23 protein-coding genes and 1 other RNA gene are annotated in these 26,913 nt (G+C 66.6%); 23 read left to right on the forward strand and 1 reads right to left on the reverse strand.

From position 1 onward, the window contains the following. Nucleotides 1-21: 21 nt before the first annotated feature. Nucleotides 22-2,007, reverse strand: coding sequence for a transketolase (tkt, locus tag GWI72_RS15910; protein WP_161677245.1), 1,986 nt, complete (start codon nucleotides 2,005-2,007; stop codon nucleotides 22-24). 691 nt (nucleotides 2,008-2,698) lie between these two features. Here tkt and GWI72_RS15915 point away from each other — a divergent pair. The 23 genes from GWI72_RS15915 (at nucleotide 2,699) to serA (ending at nucleotide 26,878) form a co-directional block, all read left to right on the forward strand. Continuing rightward, nucleotides 2,699-2,995, forward strand: a complete 297-nt coding sequence (locus GWI72_RS15915; RefSeq protein ID WP_161677244.1) for a DUF4164 domain-containing protein — start codon at nucleotides 2,699-2,701, stop codon at nucleotides 2,993-2,995. Between the two features lie 10 nt (nucleotides 2,996-3,005). Further along, complete coding sequence (locus tag GWI72_RS15920) at nucleotides 3,006-3,377, forward strand: cell division protein ZapA (protein WP_161677243.1); 372 nt, start codon at nucleotides 3,006-3,008, stop codon at nucleotides 3,375-3,377. Between the two features lie 240 nt (nucleotides 3,378-3,617). Continuing rightward, a non-coding RNA gene (gene ssrS / locus GWI72_RS15925) (6S RNA) lies at nucleotides 3,618-3,774 on the forward strand. A 307-nt stretch (nucleotides 3,775-4,081) separates the two neighbouring features. Beyond that, on the forward strand, nucleotides 4,082-4,660 hold the full coding sequence (locus GWI72_RS15930; protein WP_348272709.1) for a 5-formyltetrahydrofolate cyclo-ligase: 579 nt from the start codon (nucleotides 4,082-4,084) through the stop codon (nucleotides 4,658-4,660). Beyond that, the gene (locus tag GWI72_RS15935; RefSeq protein ID WP_161677241.1) at nucleotides 4,657-5,481 is read left to right on the forward strand and encodes a TIGR00282 family metallophosphoesterase; all 825 of its coding nucleotides are present in this window, start codon (nucleotides 4,657-4,659) and stop codon (nucleotides 5,479-5,481) included. Before GWI72_RS15930 ends, GWI72_RS15935 begins: the two co-directional genes overlap by 4 nt. 110 nt (nucleotides 5,482-5,591) lie before the next feature. After that, entirely contained in the window at nucleotides 5,592-6,338 is a 747-nt protein-coding gene (locus tag GWI72_RS15940; RefSeq protein WP_161677240.1) for a YebC/PmpR family DNA-binding transcriptional regulator, read from the forward strand. A 339-nt stretch (nucleotides 6,339-6,677) separates the two neighbouring features. Continuing rightward, nucleotides 6,678-7,229, forward strand: a complete 552-nt coding sequence (gene ruvC, locus GWI72_RS15945; protein ID WP_161709323.1) for a crossover junction endodeoxyribonuclease RuvC — start codon at nucleotides 6,678-6,680, stop codon at nucleotides 7,227-7,229. After that, nucleotides 7,226-7,846, forward strand: coding sequence for a Holliday junction branch migration protein RuvA (ruvA, locus tag GWI72_RS15950; protein ID WP_161677238.1), 621 nt, complete (start codon nucleotides 7,226-7,228; stop codon nucleotides 7,844-7,846). The genes ruvC and ruvA overlap by 4 nt, the downstream gene beginning before the upstream one ends. 54 nt (nucleotides 7,847-7,900) lie before the next feature. Further along, a complete protein-coding gene (ruvB, locus tag GWI72_RS15955) occupies nucleotides 7,901-8,950 on the forward strand; it encodes a Holliday junction branch migration DNA helicase RuvB (RefSeq protein ID WP_161677237.1) in 1,050 nt (349 codons plus the stop codon). 242 nt (nucleotides 8,951-9,192) lie between these two features. Next, nucleotides 9,193-11,247 carry a methyl-accepting chemotaxis protein gene (locus tag GWI72_RS15960; protein ID WP_209000157.1) on the forward strand — a complete coding sequence of 685 codons (2,055 nt, stop codon included), beginning with the start codon at nucleotides 9,193-9,195 and terminating at the stop codon, nucleotides 11,245-11,247. A gap of 102 nt (nucleotides 11,248-11,349) precedes the next feature. Further along, a complete protein-coding gene (locus GWI72_RS15965) occupies nucleotides 11,350-11,799 on the forward strand; it encodes a YbgC/FadM family acyl-CoA thioesterase (protein ID WP_161709325.1) in 450 nt (149 codons plus the stop codon). Nucleotides 11,800-12,094: 295 nt separating this feature from the next. Then, nucleotides 12,095-12,802 (forward strand): protein TolQ, encoded by a 708-nt coding sequence (tolQ, locus tag GWI72_RS15970; RefSeq protein ID WP_161677234.1) that lies wholly within the window; start codon nucleotides 12,095-12,097, stop codon nucleotides 12,800-12,802. Between the two features lie 3 nt (nucleotides 12,803-12,805). Then, nucleotides 12,806-13,255, forward strand: coding sequence for a protein TolR (gene tolR, locus GWI72_RS15975; RefSeq protein ID WP_161677233.1), 450 nt, complete (start codon nucleotides 12,806-12,808; stop codon nucleotides 13,253-13,255). Between the two features lie 6 nt (nucleotides 13,256-13,261). Next, nucleotides 13,262-14,260, forward strand: a complete 999-nt coding sequence (locus GWI72_RS15980) for an energy transducer TonB (protein WP_161709326.1) — start codon at nucleotides 13,262-13,264, stop codon at nucleotides 14,258-14,260. 83 nt (nucleotides 14,261-14,343) lie between these two features. After that, nucleotides 14,344-15,642 (forward strand): Tol-Pal system beta propeller repeat protein TolB, encoded by a 1,299-nt coding sequence (gene tolB / locus GWI72_RS15985; protein ID WP_244314388.1) that lies wholly within the window; start codon nucleotides 14,344-14,346, stop codon nucleotides 15,640-15,642. A 180-nt stretch (nucleotides 15,643-15,822) separates the two neighbouring features. Then, nucleotides 15,823-16,314, forward strand: coding sequence for a peptidoglycan-associated lipoprotein Pal (gene pal / locus GWI72_RS15990; RefSeq protein WP_161677230.1), 492 nt, complete (start codon nucleotides 15,823-15,825; stop codon nucleotides 16,312-16,314). Between the two features lie 209 nt (nucleotides 16,315-16,523). After that, nucleotides 16,524-17,462: a tol-pal system protein YbgF gene (gene ybgF / locus GWI72_RS15995; protein ID WP_280116601.1), complete on the forward strand. Its 939-nt coding sequence runs from the start codon at nucleotides 16,524-16,526 to the stop codon at nucleotides 17,460-17,462. Then, a complete protein-coding gene (gene tilS, locus GWI72_RS16000) occupies nucleotides 17,446-18,753 on the forward strand; it encodes a tRNA lysidine(34) synthetase TilS (protein WP_161709328.1) in 1,308 nt (435 codons plus the stop codon). The genes ybgF and tilS overlap by 17 nt, the downstream gene beginning before the upstream one ends. Nucleotides 18,754-18,987: 234 nt before the next feature. After that, nucleotides 18,988-20,913, forward strand: a complete 1,926-nt coding sequence (ftsH, locus tag GWI72_RS16005; RefSeq protein WP_161677227.1) for an ATP-dependent zinc metalloprotease FtsH — start codon at nucleotides 18,988-18,990, stop codon at nucleotides 20,911-20,913. Nucleotides 20,914-21,089: 176 nt separating this feature from the next. Next, nucleotides 21,090-22,433 carry a phosphoglucosamine mutase gene (gene glmM / locus GWI72_RS16010; protein WP_161709329.1) on the forward strand — a complete coding sequence of 448 codons (1,344 nt, stop codon included), beginning with the start codon at nucleotides 21,090-21,092 and terminating at the stop codon, nucleotides 22,431-22,433. Between the two features lie 474 nt (nucleotides 22,434-22,907). After that, nucleotides 22,908-23,720: an outer membrane protein gene (locus GWI72_RS16015; protein WP_161709330.1), complete on the forward strand. Its 813-nt coding sequence runs from the start codon at nucleotides 22,908-22,910 to the stop codon at nucleotides 23,718-23,720. A 258-nt stretch (nucleotides 23,721-23,978) separates the two neighbouring features. After that, nucleotides 23,979-25,151 (forward strand): phosphoserine transaminase, encoded by a 1,173-nt coding sequence (locus tag GWI72_RS16020; protein ID WP_161709331.1) that lies wholly within the window; start codon nucleotides 23,979-23,981, stop codon nucleotides 25,149-25,151. A 140-nt stretch (nucleotides 25,152-25,291) separates the two neighbouring features. Next, nucleotides 25,292-26,878 (forward strand): phosphoglycerate dehydrogenase, encoded by a 1,587-nt coding sequence (gene serA / locus GWI72_RS16025; protein ID WP_161709332.1) that lies wholly within the window; start codon nucleotides 25,292-25,294, stop codon nucleotides 26,876-26,878. Nucleotides 26,879-26,913: the final 35 nt, after the last annotated feature.

Genomic DNA, 26,913 nt, shown 5'->3' on the forward strand with positions numbered 1-26,913 from the left:
GTCATCCTGTGAGCCGGCCGGTCAGGCCAGGCGCTTCTTCGCAGCCGCAACCACGGCATCGGCGGTGATGCCGAAGTGGGCGTAAAGCTCCTTGTACGGGCCGGAGGCACCGAAGCCGCTCATGCCGATGAACACGCCATCGGTGCCGATGAAGCGGTCCCAGCCCATGCGGATGCCGGTCTCGACCGCAATCCGGACCTTCGAGGTGCCGATCACGTCGGCCTGGTAGTCGGCCGACTGGGCCTCGAACAGCTCGAAGCACGGCACGGACACGACGCGGGCGGAAACGCCCTCGGCTTCCAGCTTGGCGCGGGCGTCCATCGCGATCTCGACTTCCGAGCCGGAGGCGAAGATCGTGACGTCTGCGGTCTCGTCCGTGTCGGCGAGCACGTAGGCACCGCGGGCACAGAGGTTTTCCTCGACATAGGTCTTGCGCTGGGCCGCCAGACCCTGACGGGTCAGGGCCAGAACCGACGGGGTCTTCTTCGCGCCGAGGGCCAGCTGCCAGCACTCCAGCGTCTCGGTCACGTCGGCCGGACGGAAGAAGTGAAGGTTCGGGATGGCGCGCAGCGAGGCGTAGTGCTCGACCGGCTGATGCGTCGGCCCATCTTCGCCAAGGCCGATGGAGTCATGCGTCATGACGTGGATGACGCGCTGTTCCATCAGGGCCGCGAGGCGCAGCGACGGGCGGCAGTAGTCGGCGAACACCAGGAAGGTGCCGGAGTAGGGGATCATGCCGCCATGCAGCGCCATGCCGTTCATCGCGGCGGCCATGCCGTGTTCGCGGATGCCCCAGTGGATGTAGCGGCCGGAGAAATCATCCGGGGTGACCGGCTTGGTCTGGGCCGTCTTGGTGTTGTTGGACCCGGTCAGGTCGGCCGAGCCGCCGATGGTCTCCGGCACCACCTCGTTGATGACGTTCAGCACGTGCTCGGAGGCCTGACGGGTCGCCAGTGTCGGGCGCTCCTCGGCGAGCTTCTGCTTGTAGGCAGCCAGCGCCGGCTTCAGGGCCGCCGGCAGGTCACCGCGGTTGCGGCGCTCGAACTCGGCGCGGGTCTCGGCGTCAGCCGCGGCAAAGCGCTTTTCCCAGTCCTTGTGGGCATGGGCGGAGCGCAGGCCGGCGATGCGCCAGGCGTCAAGGACGTCGCTCGGGATCTCGAACGGCTCGTGCGGCCAGTTCAGGGCCTTGCGCGTGGCTGCGATCTCGTCGGCGCCGAGCGGCGAACCGTGCACCTTGGCGGTGCCGGCCTTGGTCGGCGAGCCGAACCCGATCACGGTCTTGGCGGCGATCAGGGTCGGGCGCTCGCTCTCCTGCGCCTTGCGGAAGGCAGCGGCGAGGGCGACCGGGTCATGGCCGTCAACGCGGATGGTGTTCCACTGCGAGGCCTCGAAGCGGGCGATCTGGTCGGTGGAATCGGTCACATCGATCTTGCCGTCGATGGAGATGCCGTTGTCGTCCCAGATCACGATCAGCTTGTTCAGCTTCAGGTGACCGGCCAGCGTCAGGGCTTCCTGGCTGATGCCTTCCATCAGGCAGCCGTCACCGGCGAGGACGTAGGTGTAATGGTCGACCAGCGCCTCACCGAAGCGGGCAGCCTGCAGCTTTTCGGCAATGGCCATGCCGACGGCATTGGCCAGACCCTGGCCGAGGGGGCCGGTGGTCGTCTCGATGCCGGCACCGTGGCCGAATTCGGGGTGACCGGCGGTGCGGGCACCGATCTGGCGGAAATTCTTGAGCTGGTCGAGGGAGAAGTCCTCGTAGCCGAGCAGGTAGAGCACCGAATACAGCAGCATCGAGCCGTGACCGGCCGACAGGACGAAGCGGTCGCGGTCGGCCCAGTGCGGGGCGGTCGGGTCGAACTTCAGCACCTGGGTGAACAGCACCGTGGCGATGTCGGCTGCACCCATCGGCAGGCCCGGGTGGCCAGACTTGGCCTTTTCCACCGCATCCATGGCAAGGAAACGGATCGCGTTGGCCATCCGGTGGTGCTTATCGAGATCGGTCATGTTCATCCCGTTGCTGGCAGCGGCGGCGGGCGCCGGCTTGAGAGGTTCGCATCCTGTCCGGCCCCCGGTGCGCGACGCGCCGCGCGCCGCCATGGGCCGGTCCGGGAGGACCACTCACGCCTGGCGGGCTGACATGTCCCGGGCAGCCTCGGGGAGGCCGGTCGAGGGCGCCCGACAAATAACAGGAACCTTGGTCGTGTCAACAAAGGCCGCGCGTGGCTGCCCCAGGGGCAAGGGCGGGGGAGAACCGGGGCTCCCGCACGTCTGTGCCATTGACGGCAGAATCACGCCTTGCGTAATGTGACAGGTGCGGCATGGAGGCATTTCAAAACCGTTAAGTTCGTTCATGACCTTATTGCGGTGCGCTCGCAGTTTGCTTTAGTTTTTGCGCGCACGCTGGCACATGGCCATCGTGTCCTGCATGAGGCTGCGACGGGATCGACGTCCGTCCGGCCCGGGTGCATCGGATGTCAGCGGTCGAACCGGTGTGGTCCGCATGAGCGGACCGGAGCGCAGTTCCTTCCGTATCGATCGTGTTGGTGGCGGTGAGTTCGCCCGAGGCACAGGGAACCCGATCCGACGCTTTCGCTGGCGGGGCCATGCGGGGGCAGTCGGGTCGCAAGGCTGGTTTCGGTACGACGGGCAGACCTGGCCTGCCGTGGCCGCCCTGCGGTGAAGGTGGATGTAGGCGATGGCGGATTACGGCTCGGGACAGAGCCAGTCACTGGAAGCGGCCCTGGCTCGCCTGTCGACGGCTCTCGTGCATCTTGAGTCGGCGGTCGGGCGCAGGCTGGACAGTGACCGTTCGCTGAATGCCCTGCAGGAAGACATCCAGCGTCTTGGCGAGGATCGCTCCGAACTGGCGGCGGCGCTCGACCGCGCCGAGGGGCGCGCCAACGGACTGGAGGAGGCCAACCGCGACGTGTCGCGCCGGCTGGTCTCGGCGATGGAGTCGATCCGCTCCGTCCTTGAAGCGCACGGAGGCTGAGGGGCGGGCGATGGCGCAGATATCGGTCACGATCAACGGTCGCGCCTTCCGGATGGCCTGCGACGATGGCGAGGAAGAGCGCCTGATCGGCCTGGCCAAGCGGTTCGACGGCTGCATCGAGGACCTCAGGCGCAGTTTCGGCGAGATCGGCGACCAGCGGCTGACGGTGATGGCCGGCATCATGGTCGTCGACGAACTGACCGAGCTGGAGAAGCGCATCCGTGTTCTCGAGCAGGAGGTTGCCTCGGCCCGCGACGCGCGCATGGCTGCCCTCGAGCACCTCAACCGCAGCGAGGCCAGCGTGGTGGCGCGGATCGACGAGGCGGCGCGGCGGATCGAACAGCTCGCCGACGGGCTGACGCGCAGCCTGCGCGAGGATTGAGACACGCGCGATTTCGGGCGCGGATCCCCGACCACGCCCATGTCCGGGCGCAGTCCCGGTACGGTCTGTCGCCTGATCCTGTCCCGCCCCCCTGTCTCGCCCCCTGTCCCGCCCCGTGTCTTGATCCCTGTCTCGCAGCCGGTGTCAGGCACGGGCCCGGACAGGGCGCGCCCTTGCAAAGCGTGCGGACGAGACGCCGCGCCACTGGCAAAGCTTCGCTGAGGGCGCTATATCTGTGATGCGTGGCTGCGCTTCCCGTCAGGAAACATATCCCCGGGGCCTTACGCATTTCCTAGGGAGCTGTCCCTGTTTGGACCCGTGGGTCCGAGCACACGGCGCCCACCTACTCTGTAGGTTTCCCGGGATTGCGAATTCCAACGGTCGTTGTGGCTACGCACTTTCCAGTTTCGTCCTCTCTCCTGCCTGTACCGGTGAGGCTGTACCGGTGTGGCCGTATCTGGCGGTCCTCCGTCCGGCTTGTTGCTGTCGAGCGCGTCTCGGTCGACGCAAGGAGATCGTCCTCCGTCACCGGGTGGATGGACACGAGCCGTCCGGGCGGTCACTGTTCCGGTGGCCGTTGCTGTTCCGGTGGCCATGGCATCGTCCGTCCACGTGTGCGGGCGGGCGGCATCGCAGGAGACCCCGTGAGCGACATCCCCAATCCCGACTTGGGCACAGACGCTGGTGCAGAGGCTGACGCCGACATCGGCGCGCGCAAGGCTGCCGTCCGCAAGCAGGCCCTGGCCCGGCGCGCGGCCCTTCCGCTGCCCGAGCGGATCGAAGCCTCCCTGATGCTCGCCGAAGCCGCCGGTCTTCTGGGGCTGCCCGGTGGCGCGACCGTGGCCGGGTTCTGGCCGATCCGGGACGAGATCGATCCCCGTCCGCTGCTGTTCCGGCTGGGCGAGCTGGGGCATCCGCTCTGTCTGCCGGTGGTCGTCGGCCCGCGGCTGGTCTTCCGGCGGCTGACCCGCGAGACGCAATTGGTCCGCGCGGGCTTCGGCACCGTCGTGCCGGACGATCGTGCGCCGGAACTGACGCCCGACGTGCTGCTGATGCCGCTGTCGGCCTATGATGACCGGGGCTGGCGGCTCGGCTATGGCCGTGGCTACTACGACACCGCGATTGCCGATCTCATGGCGGTCGGGCATCCTGTCCGCCGGATCGGTCTTGCCTTTTCGGTGCAACAGGTTGATCACGTCCCGACTGAACCGCACGACCAGCCGCTCGAGGCCATCCTGACGGAGCAGGGCCTGACCTGGTTCAACAAGCGCGAGGGCGCATGAGACTGCTTTTCCTGGGCGATCTGGTTGGCCGGTCCGGCCGCAGCGCCGTGATCGATGCGTTGCCGGGCCTGATCTCCGATCATCATCTCGACTTCGTCGTGGTCAATGGCGAGAACTCGGCTTCCGGCTTCGGCATCACCGAGGAGATCCTGCAGGACGTGCTGGATGCCGGGGCCGATGTGGTGACCACGGGCAATCACATCTGGGACCAGCGCGAGACGCTGGTCTACATCGAGCGGCAGCCGCGCCTGCTGCGACCGGCCAACTACCCGGCCGGCACGCCGGGGCGCGGCGTGAACCTGTTCACCGCAAGAAACGGCGCCAGGGTGGCCGTCGTCAACGTCATGGGTCGTGTCTACATGGATGCGCTCGATGATCCCTTTGCCAGCGTCGAGCGGGCCATCGCGGACTGCCCGCTTGGCCAGGTGGCTGATGCCATCGTGGTCGACATGCATGCGGAGGCGACCAGCGAGAAGCAGGCCATGGGCCATTTCCTCGATGGGCGCGTCAGCCTCGTGGTCGGCACCCACACGCACGTTCCGACAGCCGATCACCAGATCCTGCCGGGCGGCACGGCCTACCTGTCGGATGCCGGCATGTGCGGCGACTATGACAGTGTCCTCGGCATGGACAAGGAGGAGCCGCTGAACCGCTTCCTGCGCAAGGTGCCCGGAGCGCGGTTCACGCCGGCGCTGGGCGAGGCGACGATCTGCGGCGTGGCGGTCGAGACCGACGACAGGACAGGACTTGCGACAGCGGTCGCGCCCTTGCGGCTCGGCGGTCGGCTCGACCCGGTGCTGCCGTCGTTCTGGTTCTCCTGATCCCCTTCGCCGTCGCGGGGACGCGGCGGCGGGTGGCTGGATTTTGGCGCCGTGTTTGCCTATAAGCGGCGCATTCTCTTCGCGTGTACGAGCAAACTGCCGGGAACATCATGGCCGGACATTCACAATTCAAGAACATCATGCACCGCAAGGGCCGCCAGGATGCGGTTCGGTCGAAGCTGTTTTCCAAGCTTTCGAAGGAAATCACTGTCGCCGCCAAGCACGGTGATCCCGATCCGGCTGCCAACCCGCGCCTGCGTCTGGCCATCCAGAACGCCAAGGCCCAGTCGATGCCCAAGGAGAACATCCAGCGGGCCATCAACAAGTCGCAGGGCGGCGACGCCGAGTCCTACGACGAGATCCGCTACGAGGGCTACGGTCCGGGCGGCGTTGCCATCATCGTCGAGGCGATGACGGACAACCGCAACCGCACCGCCTCCAACGTCCGCTCCTACTTCACCAAGTGTGGCGGGGCGATGGGCGAAACAGGCTCCGTGTCCTTCATGTTCGACAAGGTGGGCGAGATCATCTACCCGGCCAAGGCGGGCGCGGCGGATGCGGTCCTGGAAGCCGGCATCGAGGCGGGGGCGGAGGATGTGCAGTCCGACGCGGAGACGCACACGATCATCTGCTCGTTCGAGGATCTGGGCGAGGTGTCCCGGGCCCTGGAAGCGACCCTCGGGGAGCCTGAGTCGGTCAAGATCGTCTGGAAGCCGCAGAACCTGACGCCGGTCGACGCGGAAAAGGCGCAGACCCTGATGAAGCTGGTCGGCATGCTCGAGGACGATGACGACGTCCAGAACGTCTACGCCAACTTCGACATCGACGAAGAAACCATGGCCAGCCTCGCCGGCTGACAGCCAGTGCACGCCTGCCCAATCCCGGCCATCTGCCGGGATTGGGCTGTGGCCATACCTTTGCCCCACCCAGGTCATCCCGGCCAAGTGCAGCGCCGAGCAGGGGCCGGCGGGGCGGGATGCTGATGTTTGAATGAGCTGACGTCGCAGACGCTTTTGCTCTCCGGTCCCGGATCTCCGCTTCGCTCTCCTCCGGGACGACCAGTGAGAGCCACGCAGTCGTCCTGCCCTGCCGCGCGACGTTCTCCGCAGCGCTGATCATCGAAAAACAAGCCGTCCTGCTCGCCTCTGGCCGTCTGTGCTGGCGCCCGGGCGCGACTTTTGTTACCGCTTTGTTCTATGAAGCATCCGATTCGTATCCTCGGGATTGATCCCGGCCTGCGCCGCACCGGCTGGGGCCTCATCGAGGCGCTGGGCAACAAGCTCACCTTTGTGGCCGCCGGCACCGTGACCTCCGACGAGAAGCGCGACCTGGCCGAGCGGCTGGTCCAGCTCCACGACGGGCTGCAGCAGGTGATCGCCGCGCAGGAGCCGCACGAGGCGGCCGTCGAGCACACGTTCGTCAACAAGGATGCCGGCGCGACGCTGAAGCTCGGGCAAGCGCGCGGCATCGCGCTTCTGGTGCCCGCGCTGCATGGGCTTGCCGTTTCGGAATACGCGCCGAACCTCGTGAAGAAGACCGTGGTCGGGACCGGTCATGCGGAAAAGGACCAGATCCGCCACATGGTCAAGATCCTGCTGCCCCGCGCCCGGTTCGACAGTGACGATGCCGCCGATGCGCTGGCGATCGCGGTCTGTCACGCCCATCATCGCGGCGCGGCCAGCATGGAAGCAAAAGTAGCGGCAAAGGTGGCGGCCGGAGCCGTCCGGGCCACGAAGGGGGCAGCATGATCGGCAAGCTCAAGGGCACGATCGACAGCTATGGCGAGGATCACCTGATCCTCGACGTGCACGGGGTCGGCTATCAGGTGTTCTGTCCCTCCCGCGTGCTGCAGCAGCTGCCGCGGGCGGGGGAGGCGGCGGTCCTCTTCATCGAGACCATCGTCCGGGAGGACATGATCCGCCTCTACGGCTTCGCCTCGGAGGCCGAACGCGAGTGGTTCCGTCTTCTCATGACGGTGCAGGGGGTTGGCGCGAAGGTCGCCCTGGCGGTTCTCGGCGTCATGAAGGCAAGCGATGTGGCGACCGCCATTGCCCTGGGCGACAAGACCGCCCTGTCGCGGGCGCCGGGCGTGGGCAAGCGCGTCGCCGAGCGGCTCGTCATCGAGCTGAAGGACAAGGCGCCCGGATATTCGAGCCTCGATGCCGACACGCTGGCGGTGGCCCAGACGGTGAGCGAGAATGTGGCCTCGCGTCCGGTGGCCGAGGCGGTGTCCGCGCTTACCAACCTTGGATACGCCCAGGCGCAGGCCAGCGCCGCAGTGGCGCGCGCCGTGAAGGCAGCCGGCGAGGAGGCGACGACCGAGACCCTGATCCGCCTCGGGCTCAAGGAACTGGCGAGCCAGTAAACCGGGCAGGCGATGGACCGGGGCAACGGCCCCTGGCAAGGAAAGCACAGGCGTATGGAAGACAGCGAACGGCTGGTGACCCCACAGATCCGGGGCGACGAGATCGACACGACCATGCGGCCGCAGTCCCTGGACGAGTTCGTCGGTCAGGCGCAGGCCCGTGCCAATCTGAAGGTCTTCATCGGCGCGGCCAAGGCCCGGGGCGAGGCGCTTGACCACGTCCTGTTCGTCGGCCCTCCGGGACTGGGCAAGACCACGCTGGCCCAGATCATGGCGCGCGAACTCGGGGTCAACTTCCGGGCCACATCGGGTCCGGTCATCGCCAAGGCCGGGGACCTGGCCGCGCTCTTGACCAACCTGGAAGAGCGCGATGTGCTGTTCATCGACGAGATCCACCGTCTGAGCCCTGCCGTCGAGGAAGTGCTCTATCCGGCGATGGAAGACTTCCAGCTCGACCTGATCATCGGCGAGGGGCCGGCTGCCCGTTCGGTCAAGATCGACCTTGCAAAGTTCACGCTGGTTGCCGCAACGACGCGTCTTGGCCTGCTGACGACGCCCCTGCGTGACCGTTTCGGCATTCCGGTGCGGCTCGAATTCTACACGGTCGAGGAGCTGGAGCTGATCGTCAACCGGGGCGCGCGGCTGCTTGGCATCGGCATGGCTCCGGATGGCGCGCGCGAGATCGCCATGCGCGCCCGCGGAACGCCGCGCATCGCCGGGCGCCTGCTGCGCCGGGTGCGCGATTTCGCCGTCTTCGCCGGGCAGGACACCGTCGACCGCGCCACCGCGGACCGGGCCCTGTCCCAGCTTGAGGTCGACAACGCCGGTCTCGACAGTCTCGACCGGCGCTACCTCACGCAGATCGCGCTCAATTTCGGCGGCGGACCCGTCGGGATCGAGACGATCGCGGCCGCCTTGTCCGAACCGCGCGACGCCATCGAGGAGATCGTCGAGCCGTTCCTGATCCAGAACGGCTTCATCCAGCGCACCCCGCGCGGCCGGATGTTGACGCCCCAGTCGTTCCGGCATCTCGGACTTGCGGTGCCGCAACGTGCCGATGCGCCCCAGCTCGGACTTTTTCCGGACGTGACAAACGAACTGTAAATCGGGGTCAAGCTGCTGAGGTTACGCAGCTTTCGTTCGGCGCGATCCTGTCCGCCTGGAGGGCATGGTGTCCAAAGTGTTAAACACCATGGGCAGATTTGCTGAGGCTCGCCCTTCGGATTAAGCATTTTTTTGTGAGTTTCCGTCAGCCTCGAAAAAAATCTGAGGGCGGGAACGCAGCAATGATCCTGAATCGACTGTCAAACAAGATGGCTCTGATGTTCTTCGTCGGAGCTTCCGTGATGTGCGCAGCCACTGTGCTTGTCACGTCCATGCTCGCAGGCCGTGTTGCCGACGAGCAGGCCCAGCGTGCGCTTGCCAGCGCGACGCTCGGCAAGAGCCAGACCCTGACGCTGGCCCTGGCGCAGCGCCAGGACAGCGCCCGTTTCTTCGCCAGCGTGTCCGACGCCAAGGACGCCATGATGAAGATGACGGCCGGCTGGAAGGTGCTGAAGGAAAACCACACCGAACAGCTCCGCAAGATCTTCGTCGAGGACAATCCCTACGGCGAGAACGAGCGTGAGAAGCTGATCGAGCCGCAGGTTTCCAACTTCTACGCCAACAACCACAAGCCCATCCACCAGTCGATCGGCAACATGATCGGGCAGGGCCTGTTCAGCGACATGATGCTGGTCGACGTGGATGGCAACGTCATCTACTCGTACAAGAAGGGCGAGGAGTTCGCCCGCAACCTTTCGGCTCCGGAACTGGCCGACTCGGCCCTGAAGGCTGCCGTTGGCCCGCTGCTGGCTGCCACCGACCGCTCGTCGGCAGGCATGCCGCACATCACCACCTCCGGTTTCCGCGTCAATGCCGAGGGCAAGGTCGAGCTGCTGCTGGCTACCCCGGTGTTCTCGCATGACCGGTTCTTCGGCGTGATCGGCTATCAGGTGGCGATGGAGCGTCTGATCCCGCTCATCGTCAAGAAGAGCGGCGTCGGCGAGACCGAGCATGCCCTGCTGGTTGATGCCTCGGGCAATGCTGCCATCTTCGACGCCGGGTCCACCGACAGCCTCGGTGCCCAGCTGTCCAGCATCACCACCGCCCCGGACTCCATGGTCATCCATGACGTGGACTACCAGTTCCTGACGGAGCAGGGCGAGCTGCTCGGCACCTCCTACTCCGTCGGCGCGGCCGTCGAGGAAGCGGAGCTGGCGGCTGCGGCACAGGAAATCACGTTCGGTGCCATCCTGGCCGGCGTGCTGGCGCTGCTGCCCATCGTCGCCGTGATCTGGCTGATGACTGCCCGCATGTTCGCACCGCTGCAGACCCTCTCCGGCGTGGCCCGCAAGATCGCCGACGGCGACCTGACGGTGCAGGTCAACGCGCTCGACCGCAAGGACGAGATCGGCGAGATGGCCCGCTGCGTCGAGGTCTTCAAGGACAACTCCATCGAGCGTGAACGCCTCGCCGAAGAGCGCAAGGCCGGCCACATTGCCCGCGAGCAGCGCGAGCAGGCCATCGACGCGATGATCAATGCCTTCCGTCACGAAGCCCAGTCCGTGCTGAGCGCCGTGGAGGAGAACCTGGTCCAGGTCGAGGAACTGTCCACGATCCTGAGCTCGCGGTCGTCGGTGGCTGCCGAGCGCGGCTCGCAGGCGGTGATGAACTCCGAAAATGCCTCGGCCAACGTGCAGGCAGTGGCCTCGGCCACGGAAGAGCTGAACGCTTCCATCGCCGAGATCGCCCGTCAGGTCGCCACGACCGCCGACGTCGTCGGTCGCACCACGGCCAATGCGCAGTCGTCCAACGTCAAGATCGCGGGTCTTGCGGCGGCCGCCAACAAGATTGGCGAAGTTGTCGACCTGATCCGCGCCATTGCCGAGCAGACCAACCTGCTGGCCCTGAACGCCACGATCGAGGCCGCCCGTGCCGGTGAGGCCGGTCGCGGCTTCGCGGTCGTCGCTGCCGAAGTGAAGGAACTGGCCAACCAGACCTCCAAGGCGACGGAAGAAATCTCGGCCCAGATCGCAGCCATCCAGGCCTCGACCTCCGACGCCGTGGAAGAGATCGCCGAAGTGTCGCAGTCGATGGAAGAGGTCAACAGCTACACCGCCTCCATCGCCGGCGCTGTCCGCGAACAGGGCTCGGCCACCGGCGAGATCTCCCGCAACGTCGCCGAGGCCGCCCGCGGCACCATGGCCGTGACCGGTGCGATCTCGACGCTGAACGCCGACATCACGGAAAACTCCACCTCGGCCGAAACGATGCGCGAGGCGACGCTGGCGATGAAGCGCCAGGCCGACACGCTGCGCCACTCGGTGGAGCGCTTCCTGTCCCAGGTGGCCGCAGCCTGATCCACCGGATCCGGACGAAACCTGACCCCGCCCCTGTGGCGGGGTCTTGCTTTGAGGTCATGCCATCCCGTACTCCGGCAGCGAACCAGACGCGAGGCGAGGATGCAGCAGACCTGGAATGACCTGTCCGGCCATCTGGCCGACGGCGGCCATGTGCTGGCCGTCAGGGTCTACTACGAGGACACGGACTTCACCGGTCTGGTCTATCACGGCTCCTATGTGCGCTTCTTCGAGCGGGGCCGCTCCGATTTCCTGCGTCTCTGCGGCATCCATCACGCCGAGCTGGGGGCCGGCCTGCATGGTCCCGCGCTTGCCTTCGCGGTCCGGCAGCTCAACGTCAGCTACCTGCGTCCGGCCCGGATCGACGATGTGCTGGAGATCCGCACACAGCTTGTTGAAGCCCGCGGAGCGCGCATCCGGCTGCTCCAGCGGGCCTTGCGCGCGGATGAGCTGCTGGCCGAGGCCGATGTCACGGTTGCCGTCATTACCGCTGACGGCCGGCCGACCAGACTGCCCGCCCATCTCGCTCAAAGGCTTGAAAACAAAGCCTGAATCTCTCCTGCCTGAAAGGCTTCCGGCTCCCGGCCGGCGCCCCAGCGGGGCGTGCGGCGCGGCCTTGCGGCCCTGTCCGTCGCAAATTCTTGCTGCAATGCGGTGATTTTAACACGGCGGTAACCTTAATCGCGGTTATTAAAACCGGTCCTGTGCGCCGGCACAGTCCCAGTTTTGCCAAATTCAGCCGTCAGGAAGGCCACGGTTCCGGAGCATGCCCCAAGACACCGGACAGCGGACGCACTGGCGCAACTGACCGCGTACGACAACTTCACGGCCGAGAGGTCCAGTATCAATGAATGAAATCGCCCAGACGACGATGGCAGCGCAGGCCCACGACGTGTCGTTTTTCGGTCTGTTCATGCAAGCACATTTTGTTGTCAAGCTCGTCATGGTCGGCTTGCTTGCGGCATCTGTGTGGACGTGGGCGATCATTGTCGACAAGGCCCTGCTCTATGCGCGCACCAAGCGCCAGATGACCCGGTTCGAGACCGTGTTCTGGTCCGGCCAGTCGCTGGAGGAGCTGTACAAGACCCTGTCCAACCGGGCCAATCACTCCATGGCAGCCCTGTTCGTCGCCGCGATGCGCGAGTGGAAGCGCAGCCATGAAGGCTCGCGCCCGGCGCTGCACAGCCTGCAGCAGCGCATCGACCGCGTGATGGACGTGACGATCCAGCGCGAATCCGAGCGCCTGGAATCGCAGCTGCTGGTCCTGGCCACGGTCGGCACCGCGGCGCCTTTCATCGGTCTGTTCGGAACGGTCTGGGGCATCATGACCGCCTTCCAGGCCATCGCGCAGTCCGAGAACACCTCGCTCGCCGTCGTGGCCCCGGGCATTGCCGAAGCGCTGTTCGCGACGGCGATCGGCCTTGTCGCGGCCATTCCGGCCGTGATCGCCTACAACAAGCTGCAGACAGACGCCGGCAAGCTGACCTCCCGCATGGAAGGCTTTGCTGATGAGTTCTCCGCGATCCTGTCGCGCCAGATCGACGAACGGATGTAAGCGATGAGCATGAACGTGGGCTCTGGAGGCGGCGGAGGTGGCAGCCGTCGCCGCCGCGGACGACGGGCCGCCCCGATGTCCGAGATCAACATCACGCCCTTCGTGGACGTGATGCTCGTGCTCCTTGTCATCTTCATGGTCGCTGCCCCGCTGCTGACGGTCGGCGTGCCGATCGACCTGCCCGAGACCTCGGCCAAGCCTCTCGAGGGCGACAAGGAGCCGATCACGATCTCGGTCAATTCCACCGGCCAGATCTACATCCAGAACACCGAGATCCCGCTGGAGGAAGTCGTCCCGAAACTCAGCGCGATCGCGGCCAATGGCTATGAAGAGCGGATTTACGTGCGCGGCGACCAGAACGCGGATTACGGCACCATGATGAAGATCATGGCCCGCATCAACGCGGCCGGGTTCAAGCGCCTGGGACTTGTGACCGTTGAAGAAGGGTCCTGACGTCTGATGCGTGCCGGGTTGATCGCATCGCTGACCGGTCACGTGGCCATTTTTGTCTGGGCGCTCGTCGGGCTCCCGGAAACGCGTCCGTTCGAGACGAAGCAGGTGGAATCCCTTCCCGTCGATCTCGTTCCCATCGGCGAGTTCACCCAGCTCAACAAGGGCGAGAAGACGGCCGAGCTGAAGGAAAAGCCGAACGAGTCGACGTCCAAGGAGACGAAGAACACCAACATCCAGCCGGACAAGCCGGCGGGCGAGTCCAAGGTGGAGCTGCCGACCCCGCCGACGCCGCGTCCGACGACGCAGGCGGTGAGGGCTCCCGAGCCGACTGCGGCCCCGCCGCCGGCCCCGACCCCGCCCGAGCCCGCGCCGCCGAAGCCGGAACCGCCGAAGCCCGCCGAGGCCCCGCCGACGCCGGCCCCCACGCCGGAGCGGCCCAGGGTCGCCGAGGCGACGCCGGTCGAGGAAGCCCCCAAGCCCCAGGTGGCCGAGCCCGTCCGGGTGACGCCGAAGTCCAAGCCCACGCCGCCGCGCCCGACGCGTCCCACCGAGACCGCGCAGGCGCAGCCGACGCAGGAGCAGGACTTCAATCCCAACCAGATCAGCGCCCTGCTGAACAAGGTTGACCCGTCGGGCGGCGGCACGGCCGGCAACCGCGAGGCCGCCTCGCTCGGCAGCCGGGACGGAAACAACAACGTCAAGATGACGGTTTCCGAGCTGGATGCGCTGCGCGGGCAGATCTCGCGCTGCTGGAACCCGCCTGCCGGTGCCATCGGCGCCGAGGATCTTCTCGTCCGCGTGCAGTTCAACCTGACGGAAGCCGGCGAAGTCTCCGGCATGCCGCGGATCCTGAACTCGAGCGGCAACCCGTCCTTCCGCGCCGCCTCCGACAGCGCGGTGCGCGCCGTCATGCGCTGCGCACCCTACTCCCTCCCGGTCGAGAAATACGACGCGTGGAAGGAAGTGATCATCAATTTCGACCCCCGCGAAATGCTGGGGGGCTGACCGTGACTTGCAAATCTGGAGCCCCGTTGCCCATGAGAAACCTTCGCACCAAGATCCGGTGTGTTGCCTGGATCAAGGCAGCAATGGCCGGCTGCTTCTTCGCCCTCGCGAGCCTTGCGCCCGTCGCACCGGCCCAGGCCCTGATCGAGATCGACATCACCCAGGGCACCGTCGAGCCGCTGCCGATCGCGCTGCCCGATTTTGCCCCGGAAGGCGCCGATGCCCAGCTCGCCCGCGAGCTGACCGCCGTGATTGCCAACAACCTGCGCCGTTCGGGCCTGTTCCGTCCGCTGGATCCGGCCAGCTACATCGAGAAGGGCATCACCGCCAACACCTCGCCGCGCTTCGGCGACTGGCGCACGATCGGGGCCCAGGCTCTCGTGGCCGGCTCGCTTGCCCGGCAGGCTGACGGGCGCCTGCGCGCCGAGTTCCGCCTGTGGGACGTGTTCGCCGGCGAGCAGATGCTCGGCCAGCAGTTCTTCACCACCCAGGAGAACTGGCGCCGGCTGGCGCACATCATCTCCGACGCGATCTACGAGCGTCTGACCGGTGAAAAGGGCTATTTCGACACGCGCATCGTCTATGTCGACGAGAGCGGGCCGAAGAGCCGGCGCGTCAAGCGTCTGGCGATCATGGACCAGGATGGCGCGAATGTCCGCTATCTGACCCGGGGCGAGGACCTGGTGCTGACCCCGCGCTTCTCGCCGACGACGCAGGAAATCACCTACATGGCCTACACCGGGACCGATCCCAGCGTGTTCCTGCTCAACATCGAGACAGGCCAGCGCGAGATCGTCGGCAACTTCCCCGGCATGACCTTCGCGCCGCGGTTCTCGCCGGATGGCCAGCGCGTCGTGATGAGCCTGCAGCAGGGCGGCAACGCGAACATCTTCGTGATGGACCTGCGCTCGCGCGCCACCACGCGCCTGACCAACACGCCGGCAATCGACACCAGCCCGTCCTATTCGCCGGACGGCTCGCAGATCGTGTTCGAGTCCGACCGGGGCGGCACGCAGCAGCTCTACGTCATGGGCGCGGACGGCTCCAACCCGCAGCGCATCAGCTTCGGTCCGGGCCGTTACTCGACGCCGGTCTGGTCGCCGCGCGGTGACCTCATCGCCTTCACCAAGCAGTATCAGGGCCGCTTCATGATCGGCGTGATGCGGCCGGACGGGAAGGGCGAGCGCATCCTGACCGAAGGCTTCCACAACGAGGGGCCGGCCTGGGCGCCGAACGGCCGCGTCCTGACGTTCTTCCGCGACTCTCCGGGCGCCAACGGCGGTCCGCAGGTCTGGACGGTGGACCTGACCGGTCACAATGAATTGAAGATCGACACGCCGGGCTTCGGCTCGGACCCGTCCTGGTCGCCGCTGATCGACTGAGGACACACGGCAAACTGCCGCGACAGCGGCAGCTCTCAAGCGCGGCGAAAGCCGCAGAAAAGGCCGGTTGCGTTCAGGTCATTGACCGAATGTTAACCCTGATCGCGTACCGGCTGTTAACCAACCCAGTATAGATTGCGTTCACCCTGTCGGGGGACGGTGGGGACGAGGAGCAGACACATGTTGAATTCGGGTGTGATGGCACGTGGGGCCCGCTTTGCGGCCGTTGTCGGTTTTGCCCTGACGCTTGCCGCTTGTGCGCAGACCAAGCCGGATGGCCTTGATGGCAACGCGGCGGCGACGCCGGGCTCCAGCCAGGACTTCGTGGTCAATGTCGGCGACCGTATCTTCTTCGAGGAAGACCAGTCCACGATCAACAGCCAGGCCCGTGCCACGCTGGACAAGCAGGCGCAGTGGCTGAATACCTACGGCAAGTACATGGTCACGATCGAAGGCCATGCCGACGAGCGCGGCACGCGCCAGTACAACCTTGCCCTCGGCGCTCGCCGCGCCACTGCGGCCCGCGATTACCTCGTGTCGCGCGGTGTCGCCACCAACCGCCTGCGCACCATCTCCTACGGCAAGGAGCGCCCGGTCGCCGTCTGCAACGACGACAGCTGCTGGTCGCAGAACCGCCGTGCGGTGACCGTGCTGAACACCGCCGGTTCCTGATCCGACGTTCGCTCCCGCAAGGTGAGCTGCAGGAGGGCGCGACCACCCGGTCGCGCCCTTTTTGCATCTGCGGCAAATGTCCCGGTGGCCGCGTCAAATTTTGGCCGAAGTCCGCATGCCCTGTGCTATCCATCGGCTGCCAAGAGGCAAACCGGAGGTAAAGCATGGTGATATGGAAGACGCTTGTTGCGGCGCTTGCCGCCATTTGCATGGTGAGCGCTGTCGCGCCCCAGGCAAATGCCCAGCTCTTTGGCGGGAGCAGCGGAAGCGCAGACGCACAGGTCCGCCTGAATGACATGGAAGAGCAGATGCGGCGCCTCAACGGGCAGATCGAGCAGCTGACCTTCCAGATGCGCGAGCTGCAGGACCAGCTTCGCCGCATGCAGGAAGACAACGAGTATCGCTTCCAGCAGCTCGAGAGCGCGCCGAAGCCCGGAAAACGGTCCGACGTGGCGCCTGCGGTTCAACCGCAGGCATCCACCCAGACCGCGCAGGGGACGCTGCCTGCCGCCGGCCAGGGTGCCGCAACCGGCGGGCTTGCGCCTGCGGCCGGCACGCTTGGCCAGCTGCCGGCGAGCCAGGTTCCGGCCGGGTCCGATGCGGGGCTGCCGTCCGGCGGTCCGCTCGACCTCTCGGCGCTCGCCCGCGGCCAGACCGCCGTGGTCGATCCGTCTGCCGCCGGCTCGCGGGCGCTGACGCCTCCGGGGGTGGCCAGCCCCGGTCTTCCCGCCTCCGGGCAGATCGCCAGCCTCGGCATGACCGGGGATCCGCGCACCGATTATGACGCGGCCTATTCCCATGCGCTGAATGGCGATTATGTCGCGGCCGAACAGTCCTTCCGCGCCTTCCTCGACGCCTATCCGAAGAGCGACCTTGTTCCCAACGCCCAGTACTGGCTTGGCGAAAGCCTCTACGCGCAGCAGGATTACCGGGGGGCGGCGGACGCCTTCCTGAAGACCTACACGCAGTATCCGAACACGGCCAAGGGGCCGGACAGCCTTCTCAAGCTTGGCCAGTCGCTGAACGGCCTGGGCGAGGCAACCGCCGCCTGCGCCACCTTCTCCGAGCTGCTGGCGAAGTACCCGAACGCGCCGAAGGCGGTGCGTGACCAGGCCCGCGCCGAAGCCCAGCGTGCCAGCTGCTCCTGATCCGCAGCCCGCGCGGCCCCTTGAGGCCGACGAGGCCGATGCGCTGCTGGCCCCGCTTGCGGAGTTTCGCCGTCTGGCGCTGGCGGTGTCCGGTGGTCCTGATTCCAGTTGCCTGCTCTGGCTTGCAGCGCAGTGGTGCGCTCGCCGTCGGCAGGCCGGCCAGCCGGCGCCCGAATTTCACGTCCTGACTGTCGATCATGGCCTGCGTGCCGCAGCGCGCGAGGAGGCCCGGCACGTTGTGGCCTTCGCCACGCGGCTCGGAGTTCCGGCCACCGTCCTCACCTGGCAGCCCCCGGGGCTTCGGAGCGGCGTCCAGGCCGCCGCCCGGGCGGCGCGCTACCGCCTGATGCGCGACGCGATGTCCGACCTCGGCTGCGAGGCGCTCGTGCTCGGGCATCACCGGGATGACCAGATCGAGACCTTCCTTGACCGCCTGACCCGCGGCTCCGGTGTGTTCGGCCTGCGGGCCATGTCTCTCGACACGCCGTCGGGTCCGGAGGGGCTGCGGCTCCTGCGCCCGCTGCTCGACGTGCCCCGCCTGCGCCTGGAGGCCACGGTCCGGCAGGCCGGACTGGCCGTGGTCGACGATCCCTCCAACCGCGCGCCCGAGTTCAAGCGCGTCCGCCTGCGGCGGATGGCAGGGCACCTGGCCAGTGAAGGCCTGGACGACGACCGGCTGCTGGCCACCATCCGGCGGATGGCCGGGGCGGCCGCAGCCCTTGATGCCTGGGCAACACGGGAAATCGTCGCCCGTGTGGTCCAGCACCCCGCCGGCCCGGTGGCACTGGACCCGGACGGCCTGCCCGGATTGCCGGAAGACGTGCGGCTGCGGCTTCTCGGCCGCCTGCTGCGGCGGGTGGGGGGGAGCGAGACCGTGCCGCGCTTCGAGCGCCTGCAGCGTCTTGACCAGCGGCTCGGCGAACCGCAGCCCTTCACCGCCACCCTGGCCGGCTGCGTCGTCGACGGGGCGGCCGGCCGCATCCGGATCTGGCGCGAGCCCGGCCGCAGGTCGGCGGCGGCAGCGGCGGCGGCGCTGGCGCCCGGAGCCCGCCTGCTGTGGGACGGGCGCTTCCATGTCAGCCTCGCCGATGGCGCGGCGCCAGTCCGGATCGAGCCCGCCGGACATGGGTCGGATGCCACGCCGGCGGCCGGCCGGGCCGGGTTTCCGGCGTCAGCCTTCGCGCGTGCGCCTCTCCTGCGGCGCGCGGACGGGGACGCGGCCATCGTTCCCGGCTTCGCGCCGCTGCCCGAGGGGGTCACGGTCACGCCCCTCGACCCGTCGGGGATGTGAGTTCCGGGGATTGCGGGTGCGGTCCTGTGCGCTGAGGGCCGGCTTGCGGCCGCCTCGGCGCGGAAGTTTTCCCGGCGCCGTTCTTTCGCCAGCTTTTTTAAGAAAAAAGTGAGCCCGGCTGCGCAAGACTGGCTCTCCGCCTTGGCAGGGCCGGCCATGCGACCTATCTTGGGGTCACATGGGGAAAGGCTTCTCCGCGCAACTGGCCGCCTGTCTGGCGGACAAGGGATCGAAATGAACGCAAATTTCCGCAATTTCGCACTCTGGGTGATCATCGCGCTGTTGCTCATCGCGTTGTTCCAGCTCTTCCAGGGGCCGGGGCAAAAGTCGGCGACGAACGAGATTCCCTTCTCGCAATTCCTGAACCAGGCTGACCAGGGCGAAATCCGCGAGGTGACGATCCAGCAGCAGCTGGTGACCGGCCGGCTGACCAGCGGGGCGCAGTTCCAGACCTATGCGCCGGACGGGGCCCAGTACATCGACGAGCTGCGGGCCAAGGGCGTGCTGATCAATGCCCGTCCGCCGTCGGAGAACTATTCGATCATCGGCGCGCTGATCACCTACTTCCCGCTGCTGATCATTCTCGGCGTCTGGTTCTTCGTGATGCGCCAGATGCAGGGCGGCGCTGGCGGCAAGGCGATGGGCTTCGGCAAGTCCAAGGCAAAGCTGCTGACGGAGGCCCATGGCCGCGTGACCTTCGACGACGTGGCCGGCATCGACGAGGCCAAGGAAGACCTGCAGGAGATCGTGGAGTTCCTGCGGGACCCGCAGAAGTTCCAGCGTCTCGGTGGCCGCATTCCGCGCGGCGTGCTGCTGGTCGGCCCTCCGGGCACCGGCAAGACGCTGACCGCGCGTGCCGTGGCCGGTGAGGCAAACGTGCCGTTCTTCACCATCTCCGGTTCGGACTTCGTGGAAATGTTCGTCGGCGTCGGCGCGTCCCGCGTCCGCGACATGTTCGAGCAGGCCAAGAAGAACGCACCCTGCATCATCTTCATCGACGAAATCGATGCGGTGGGCCGTCACCGCGGTGCCGGCCTCGGTGGCGGCAACGACGAGCGCGAGCAGACCCTCAACCAGCTGCTGGTGGAGATGGACGGCTTCGAGCCCAACGAAGGCATCATCATCATCGCCGCGACCAACCGTCCGGACGTGCTTGACCCGGCGCTGCTGCGCCCGGGCCGCTTCGACCGCCAGATCGTGGTGCCGAACCCGGACATCATCGGCCGCGAGAAGATCCTCAAGGTCCATATGCGCAAGGTGCCGCTGGCACCGGACGTGGATCCCAAGACCATCGCCCGCGGGACGCCCGGTTTCTCCGGTGCAGACCTGATGAACCTCGTCAACGAGGCCGCGCTGCTCGCCGCCCGCCGCTCGAAGCGGCTGGTCACGGCCCAGGAGTTCGACGACGCCAAGGACAAGATCATGATGGGTGCCGAGCGCCGCATGGTCATGACCGACGACGAGAAGCGCCTGACCGCCTATCACGAGGCCGGCCACGCCATCGTGGCGCTGAACATGCCGGCCTGTGATCCGATCCACAAGGCGACGATCATCCCGCGTGGCCGCGCCCTCGGCATGGTCCAGTACCTGCCGGAACGCGACCAGGTGTCGGTGTCCTACGAGCAGCTGACGTCACGGCTGGCCATGGCCATGGGGGGTCGCGTGGCGGAAGAGGTCTTCTTCGGCGACGAGAAGGTCACGTCGGGCGCCCAGTCGGACATCGAGCAGGCGACCCGCATTGCCCGTGCGATGGTCACCCGCTGGGGCTTCTCCAAGGAGCTGGGCACGGTGGCCTACGGCGAGAACCAGGAAGAGGTCTTCCTCGGTCACTCCGTGTCGCGGCAGCAGAACATCTCCGGCGAGACGATGAAGAAGATCGACGCCGAGGTGCGCCGCTTCGTCGAGGACGGGTACCAGGCCGCCCGCCGCATCGTCACCGAAAAGCGTGACGACATGGAGCGGCTGGCCAAGGCCCTGATCGAGTACGAGACCCTGACGGGCGACGAGATCAAGGACCTGCTCGCCGGCAAGCCGCCGGTTCGCGACAGCGGCGACGATCAGCCGGTTGGCCGCTCGTCCGCCGTTCCCTCCACCGGCGCCAAGCGCGGCGGTGAGGGCGGGGCGACCCCCGGTGGCATGGAACCGCAGCCGACGGCCTGACCGTCAACTGGCCGTCCTGCCTGCAAATCGATCGACGCCCGGCCTCCCGGCCGGGCGTTTTCGTTTTCCGCAGAGGCAGGATCGTAACAGTCGCTCATATATTTTGAACGCGATTGTGGTTCTGCTTGCGGTAAACCGGCGTCTGCGACGCGAACCAGACAGGCAGTGATTCGACCATGCGCAAGTATTTCGGCACCGACGGCATTCGCGGGAAGGCCAACACGCATCCGATGACGGCAGAGGTCGCCCTCAAGGTGGCGATGGCTGCCGGGCTCATGTTCCGCAACGGCGGGCACCGCAGCCGGGTGGTGATCGGCAAGGACACGCGGCTGTCCGGCTACATGCTGGAAAACGCGATGGTTGCGGGCTTTACCTCGGTCGGGCTCGACGTGTTCCTGCTTGGTCCGCTGCCGACGCCGGCGGTGGCCATGCTGACCCGTTCGCTCCGCGCCGATCTTGGCGTGATGATCTCCGCCTCGCACAATCCCTTTGCGGACAACGGCATCAAGTTCTTCGGCCCGGACGGTTTCAAGCTCTCCGACGAGATCGAACTCGAGATCGAGAGCCTGCTGGAAAGCGATCTGGCGCCCCGGCTGGCCGCAGCTCCCGAGCTGGGGCGCGCCAAGCGCATCGACGGGGCGCAGCAGCGCTACATCGAGTTTGCCAAGCGCGCGCTGCCGCGCGAGATGAGCCTCGACGGCATGCGCATTGTCGTCGACTGCGCGAACGGGGCGGCCTACAAGGTTGCGCCCGAGGCGCTCTGGGAACTCGGCGCCGAGGTCATCTCCATCGGCGTCACCCCGGATGGCTACAACATCAACAAGGACTGCGGCTCGACCTCGACCGATGCCCTGTCACGCAAGGTGCATGAGGTGCGCGCCGACATCGGCATCGCACTCGACGGCGACGCCGACCGGGTCATCATCGTCGACGAGCGCGGCCAGGTTGTGGATGGCGACCAGCTGATGGCGGTCGTGGCCGAGAGCTGGCACGCAGCCGGCCGTCTGTCGGCGCCCGGCATCGTGGCGACGATCATGTCCAATCTCGGCCTTGAGCGCTTCCTGGCGGGCAGGGGGCTGTCGCTGGCCCGCACCAAGGTCGGAGATCGCTACGTGGTCGAGCACATGCGCAGCCACGGCTTCAATGTCGGCGGCGAGCAGTCCGGCCATCTGGTGCTCTCCGACTATGCGACGACCGGTGACGGCCTGATTGCCGCGCTGCAGATCCTGGCCTGTGTGCGCGAGGAGAACCGGCCGGTCTCCGAAGTCTGTGCCAAGTTCACGCCCGTGCCGCAGGTCCTCAAGAACGTGCGGTACCGCGGCGGCGCGCCGCTGGAGAACGAGACGGTCAAGACGGCGATCGACGCGGGCCGTGACCGGCTCGGGGCGTCTGGCCGGCTTGTCATCCGTCCGTCCGGAACCGAGCCGCTGATCCGTGTCATGGCGGAAGGCGACGACGCCACGCTGGTGAACGAGGTGGTCGACGACATCGTCGACGTGGTGGCCCGCAGCGCCGCCTGACGGCGAACCTCCTCCGCGTCATTCCGGCCCGGGCCAGCCGAGCGTCAGCGAAGCGCCGGGCCGGGGCAGGTCCCGGGCCTGACCCGGGATCCAGATGACAGCCGCGCGGAGCGCGACACGGCTTAACAGGGAGTAAGCCTTGTCCAGGTGACTTGTCTTTGGGCTCGCTAACGCTCGCGCTGACGCGCCGGGTTCCGGATCTTCGGTTCGCTTTTCGCTCACCTTGTCCGGAATGACGGCAAACTCTTGAAACTCCGTGATTTGCCTGCAGTCTGAGCCCCCGCCGTCGTGCTGGGGCTTGTGTTAATGCCTGGTTACCAAGACTTCCGTCGGTTAAGTCTTCATTAAGGTAAAAATTTCAGGTTAAAGAACACGGTTAAGTTGCTCTTAATCGTTTCCGTTCAAAACTCTGCCTGTGTTTCCCTGGCGCGACCCGCCCAGTTCGGTGCGGACGCTTGTTTCGAAGGACAGGACATGGGCAGCGTGTTCAAGCAATTGTCTTTGGCCGGTGTTGCGATGGCCATTTCCACGTCGGTTTTCGCAGCAGACATGCCGGCACCGATCATTGAGCATATCCCGGAAGTGCCGGCCGTCGGCGGCTGGTACCTGCGCGGCGATATCGGCTACAAGATGTACGAGGATTCCAAGGGGTCCTTCGCTGATCCGGTGATCGGCTCGCTGCGCTTCCAGCGCAACAAGCTTGACGACGCCTGGATGTTCGGCGCCGGCGTCGGCTACAAGTTCAACGATTACTTCCGTGCCGACGTGACCGTCGACTACGAGACCCCGGCTGACTACGTCGGCTACGCTGCCTGCCCGCCTTGCGTCGGCGGCTTCTCCAAGGAAAGCACCAAGATCGACGTCTGGACCGTCATGCTGAACGGTTACGTCGATGTCGGCACCTGGAACGGCCTGACCCCGTATGTCGGCGCCGGTGTCGGTGGCGCCTGGGTCAACACCTCCGGCACCACGTCGGTCAACCCGGGCGGCGTGACGACCAAGTATGACGGCTCGCACAGCCAGTGGAACCTGGCCTGGGCCCTGATGGCCGGTGCGTCCTATGCCGTGACGCCGAACTGGAGCATCGACGCCGGCTATCGCTACAAGAACCTCGGCGATGCCAAGTCGGTGAAGCTCTACAATGTCGGCACCGGCCAGTCGCGCATCACCTACAAGGACCTGACCGCGCACGAGATCCGTCTCGGCGTGCGCTACAACTTCGACAGCGCGCCTGTCGCTGCCCAGCCGATCCTCTATCAGGGCGACGCGATCTCCCGCCGCTTCTGAGCCGATGGCTTCAGGTCCATCCTGTGGAAGGCCCGCCCCGTGCGGGCCTTTTACCGTTCTGGAAGTCCTTGCAGGCGTTGACATTTTCTTGCGCGGATGTCGCTACCACGGCATTGCGTGACGCTTTGTCGCCGGCTTTTCTTGCCGAATGTTGCCGGGCCGCACGGCTTTCGCCTTGACGCTCCGCCCCGCAGCCAGTACCACCGTCCGTGGGACACCCCTCCCCAACGAGGGGCGCCTATCTGAGAGGGTAGCACCATGACTGCGACTGCAAAGCCGGCACTGCGCCCGGCCAATCCCCATTTTTCGTCTGGTCCTTGCGCCAAGCGCCCCGGCTGGTCTGCCGCCGCGCTTGCCACGACATCGCTTGGCCGCTCCCACCGCGCCAAGATCGGCAAGAGCCGGCTTGAACTCGCCATCACCATGACCCGCGACGTGCTGAAGGTTCCGGCGGATTACCGCATCGGGATCGTTCCGGCCTCCGACACCGGCGCGGTCGAGATGGCGCTGTGGTCGCTGCTCGGCGCCCGCGGCGTCGACATGCTCGCCTGGGAAAGCTTCGGTGCCACCTGGGTGACCGATGTGGTCAAGCAGCTGAAGCTCGACGCGCGCGTGCTTGATGCCCCCTATGGCGAGCTGCCGGACCTGTCGCAGGTCGATTTCAGCCGCGATGTCGTCTTCACCTGGAACGGCACCACCTCCGGCGTCCGCGTCCCGAACGCAGACTGGATCCCGGCCGACCGTGAAGGCCTGACCATCTGCGACGCCACCTCTTCGGCCTTCGCCCAGAACATGGATTTCTCCAAGCTCGATGTCGTCACCTTCTCCTGGCAGAAGGCCCTCGGCGGTGAAGGCGCGCATGGCATGCTCATCCTCAGCCCGCGCGCCGTCGAGCGGCTGGAGAGCTACACCCCGGCCTGGCCGATGCCGAAGATCTTCCGCCTCACCTCCAAGGGCACGATCAACGAAGGCATCTTCAAGGGCGAGACCATCAACACCCCGTCGATGCTCTGCGTCGAGGACTATATCGACGCGCTGGAATGGGCCTCGTCCATCGGCGGCCTCGAGGGGCTGATCGCCCGCGCCAACGAAAGCACGGCGCAGATCACCGGCTGGGTCGGTCGCACCTCCTGGGTCGATTTCCTGGCGGTCGATCCGGCAACCCGGTCCAACACCTCCGTCTGCCTCAAGATCGTCGATCCGGCCGTGACCGCGCTTGACGAGGCCGGCCAGGCTGCCTTCGCCAAGGCGATGGTCGCGGCGCTGGAAGCCGAGGGCGTTGCCTATGACATCGGCTCCTACCGCGATGCGCCGACGGGCTTCCGCATCTGGTGCGGCGCCACGGTCGACCCGGCGAGCGTCGCCGCGCTGCTGCCCTGGCTCGACTGGGCCTTCGAGATCCAGAAGGCCAAGCTGCAGATCGCAGCCTGAGGCAATCGCCCGCCTTGTTTTAGCAACTCCGGCTGCCGGCCTATCCGGCAGCCCCTTGCAACCGCATCCCCGGTCGAGCCTGAACGCCAAGCCCTCCTCGCGGCACCGGCGTGCTCCCGGTCGCAGGAGACAGAATCGTCATGGCTCCCAGAGTTCTCATTTCGGACCAGTTGTCCGACGCTGCCATCCAGATCTTCAAGTCGCGCGGGGTCGAGGTCGACTTCCGCCCCGAGCTCGGCAAGGACAGGGACGCGCTGCTCGCCGTCATCGGCCTGTATGACGGCCTTGCCATCCGCTCCGCCACCAAGGTGACCGAGAAGGTCATCGCGGCGGCCACCAACCTGAAGGTGATCGGCCGGGCCGGCATCGGCGTCGACAATGTCGACATTCCGGCGGCCACCGCCAAGGGCATCATCGTGATGAACACGCCCTTCGGCAACGCCATCACCACGGCGGAACATGCCATTGCGATGATGTTCTCTGTCGCCCGCCAGATCCCGGAGGCCAATGGCTCGACCCAGGCCGGCAAGTGGGAAAAGACCCGCTTCATGGGCGTGGAAATCACCGGCAAGGTGCTCGGCCTCATCGGCTGCGGCAACATCGGCTCGATTGTCGCGGAACGCGCCATCGGCCTGAAGATGAAGGTCCTTGCCTATGACCCGTTCCTGACGGCGGAGCGGGCCCTGGATCTTGGCGTCGAGAAGGTCGATCTGGACGGGTTGCTTGCCCGCGCCGATTTCATCTCGCTGCACACGCCGCTGACCGAGAAGACGCGCAACATCATCTCGGCCGATGCCCTGCAGAAGACCAAGCGCGGCGTCTATCTGATCAACTGCGCCCGTGGCGGTCTGGTGGATGAACATGCCCTTCGCGCGGCGCTCGACAGCGGCCATGTTGCCGGCGCGGCCTTCGACGTCTTCGTCGAGGAGCCGGCCAAGGAGAACGTGCTGTTCGGCGCGCCCAACATGGTCTGCACGCCGCATCTTGGCGCCTCGACCACCGAAGCCCAGGAGAATGTCGCCCTGCAGGTGGCCGAGCAGATCTCTGACTATCTTGTGGCGGGCGCGGTCAGCAACGCCCTCAACATGCCTTCGATCACGGCCGAGGAAGCCCCGCGTCTTGTCCCCTTCGTGCGTCTTGCCGAACAGCTTGGCTCCTTCGCCGGCCAGCTGACGGAGACCGGCATCAAGGCCGTCCGGCTCGAATATGCCGGGGCCGTGGCCGAGATGAACACGCGGGCGCTGACCGCGGCCGCGCTGACCGGCGTGCTGACGCCGCTGCTCCAGACCGTGAACATGGTCTCGGCCCCGTCGATCGCCCGCGACCGCAACATCCAGGTCGAGGAAGTGCGCCGCGGCCAGACCGGGGCCTATGAAACCTACATCCGCCTGACCGTCGTCACCGACCGGCAGGAGCGGTCGGTCGCCGGCACCGTGTTCGGCGACGGCAAGCCGCGCATCATCCAGGTGAAGGGCATCAACATGGAGGCGGGGCTCGGCCCGCACATGGTCTACATCACCAACGAGGACAAGCCGGGCTTCATCGGCCGGTTCGGCAGCCTTCTGGGCGACGCCGGCATCAACATTGCCACCTTCAACCTCGGTCGCACCGAGCCGGGCGGCGATGCGATCGCGCTGCTGGAGGTCGACGGCGAGGTGCCTGCCGACACGCTGGCGGCCATCTCCGCGCTGCCGATGGTCAAGCAGGTGAAGCCGCTGCGCTTCTGAGGTCTCCCAGGGCGGGACAGACGTCCATGCCTGAC

Source organism: Pannonibacter sp. XCT-53 (genome assembly GCF_009915765.1).
In the GTDB taxonomy this organism is placed as follows: domain Bacteria; phylum Pseudomonadota; class Alphaproteobacteria; order Rhizobiales; family Stappiaceae; genus Pannonibacter; species Pannonibacter tanglangensis.